2 protein-coding genes are annotated in these 1,978 nt (G+C 67.4%); both read right to left on the bottom strand.

Annotation, left to right across the window (positions count from 1 at the left end; translation table 11 throughout):
- Nucleotides 1-1,492: SLC13 family permease (locus AX681_RS08430; protein WP_066682048.1), on the bottom strand; the 1,492-nt coding region annotated here is incomplete at its 3' end.
- An 85-nt stretch (nt 1,493-1,577) separates the two neighbouring features.
- Complete coding sequence (locus AX681_RS08425; protein ID WP_066659298.1) at nt 1,578-1,790, bottom strand: hypothetical protein; 213 nt, start codon at nt 1,788-1,790, stop codon at nt 1,578-1,580.
- Nucleotides 1,791-1,978 lie beyond the last annotated feature (188 nt).

The following is a 1,978-nucleotide window of genomic DNA, read 5'->3' as shown; positions in this document are numbered from 1 at the left end:
CCGCCATCGCCGCCGCCATGATCAGCGCCACCGCGCCCCAGGGCGGCAGGCCCGACGCGGTCGCCGACAGCCAGGTGCCGATAATCTCGGTCACGCCGGTACTGCGCAGCGTATCGCTGACCGGGATCAGCGCGCCGAGCATGATCAGGATCGGCCATTCGACATGGTCATAGGCGTCGCGCAGCGGCAGCGCGCCCAGCAGCACCACCGCCGCAGCCGCCGCGAAGAATGCGATGGTCACCGGCACCGCGCCCGTTGCGGTCGCCGCCATCGCCACCGCCAGCACGGCGATCGGCAACAGCCCCTTGCGCACGCTGCCCAGCCGCAGCTCGCGCTCGGCCAGCGGCAGCGCGCCCAGTTCGGTCAGCGTCCCCGGAAGCGCGCCCAGCGGTCCCTGCAGCACGATCACATCGCCCGCGCGGAACACGACATTGGGCATGCGCCGCACGATCCGCTCCCCGCGCCGCGATACCGCGATCAGGTTGATGCCATAGCGCTGGCGCAGCATCAGCGATCCGGCCGTTCCACCGACCAGCGGCGATCCGGGGCCAACCACCGCCTCGATCACCCCGATCTCGTCGCCCTCGCCCGATTGCGGTGCTTCGCTGGTGCCGACGAAATCGAGCCGGTCGCGCGCGATCGCCCGCTCCAGGCTGTCCGGGGTGCCGCCCAGGATCAGGATGTCGCCTTCGCGCAGCAGCATGTCGGGCCAGGGCGTCGCGCGCACGCCGTTGCGCAGGAACATGGTGATCGCGACCTCATGGTCGTGCCGCTCGATGAATGCGGACACCCGCTCGTCCTTCGCCGCCGATTGCGCGACGATCTTGGCCTCGGTCGCATAGTCGTGGATGTCGAGCGCCTCGCCCATCGTCGGCGCGGCGCGACGATCCATCGGCAACAGGCGATAGCCAAAGCGCAGGAAGATCAACCCGACCAGCGTCAGCCCCAGCCCGACCGGCGCATAATCGAACATGCCGAACGGCTGCCCGGTCATCTCTTCCCGCACGCGGCTGACGATGATGTTGGGCGAGGTGCCGATCAGCGTGATCAGCCCGCCGAGCAGCGACGCGAACGCCATCGGCATCAAGAACACGCTGGGCGAGCTGTTCGACTTCTTCGCCATCTGGAACGCGGCGGGCATCAGCATCGCCAGCGCACCGATATTCTTGACCAGCGCCGAACCAAGCCCAACGCTGGCGGACAGCAACAGCAATTGCGATCGCACGCGCGTCACCCGCTTCTGCAACAGGCGCATCAATTGCTCGATCACGCCCGATCGCTGCACCGCGCCCGACAGCACCAGCGCCGACCCGACAATGATCACGATGTCGTCGGAAAAGCCCGAAAACGCATCGTCCGGAGCAACGATACCCCCCGCCACTGCCGCCAGCAGCGCCATGACCGCGACCACGTCATAGCGAAAGCGCCCCCACAGAAAGAGCGCCATCATGCCCAGCAGCACGGCAATCGACAGAATCTGCGCTAATGTCATCTGGCCCCCATCCGCGCATAACGCGACTGGAACGACCGGGTTGCGTCATCCTCGATAATCCTCCTCCGCCAGGGGGAGGATAGGCTTAGTGAACCGTGCCGACCGCGCGGTTGACGCTCATCAGCACGATCAGCCGCTCGATCTGACGCCAGCGGCAGAAATTGATGTGGTTGCCCAGGTCGCGGAACTTGTCCGCGCGCGCCGCTGCCTCCAGCCCAGCATCGGCGCCGAACGCACGGATCAGCTCGGCGGCGTCGAACACATGGGCACGGTCGGCGAGATAGGGGATGGGCGACATCGGGTATCCTTGCACAGTCTCGCGCGCCTGCACGCACCGCGCGTGCCAGCTTGTGCAGAGTCGCGCCGCACTGCGGGCTGCGAGGGTAAATCGCTGGAAACCATAGGGGTTTTGCGCGTACCAGCCGTTCCGCGACGGGACAGTGGCGTCCCGGCACGGGACGCCACTGTCCCGTCGCGGAACGGCTG

It is taken from the genome of Sphingomonas sp. CCH9-E2 (assembly GCF_001557215.1).
GTDB lineage: Bacteria > Pseudomonadota > Alphaproteobacteria > Sphingomonadales > Sphingomonadaceae > Sphingomonas.
The sequence above is the reverse complement of the archived record's forward strand: the minus strand, read 5'-3'. Positions and strand labels throughout refer to the sequence as shown.

Bases quoted from the DNA above. Each gene is read 5' to 3' on its own strand.
- AX681_RS08425 (WP_066659298.1), bottom strand. From the start codon at position 1,790: ATGTCGCCCATCCCCTATCTCGCCGACCGTGCCCATGTGTTCGACGCC.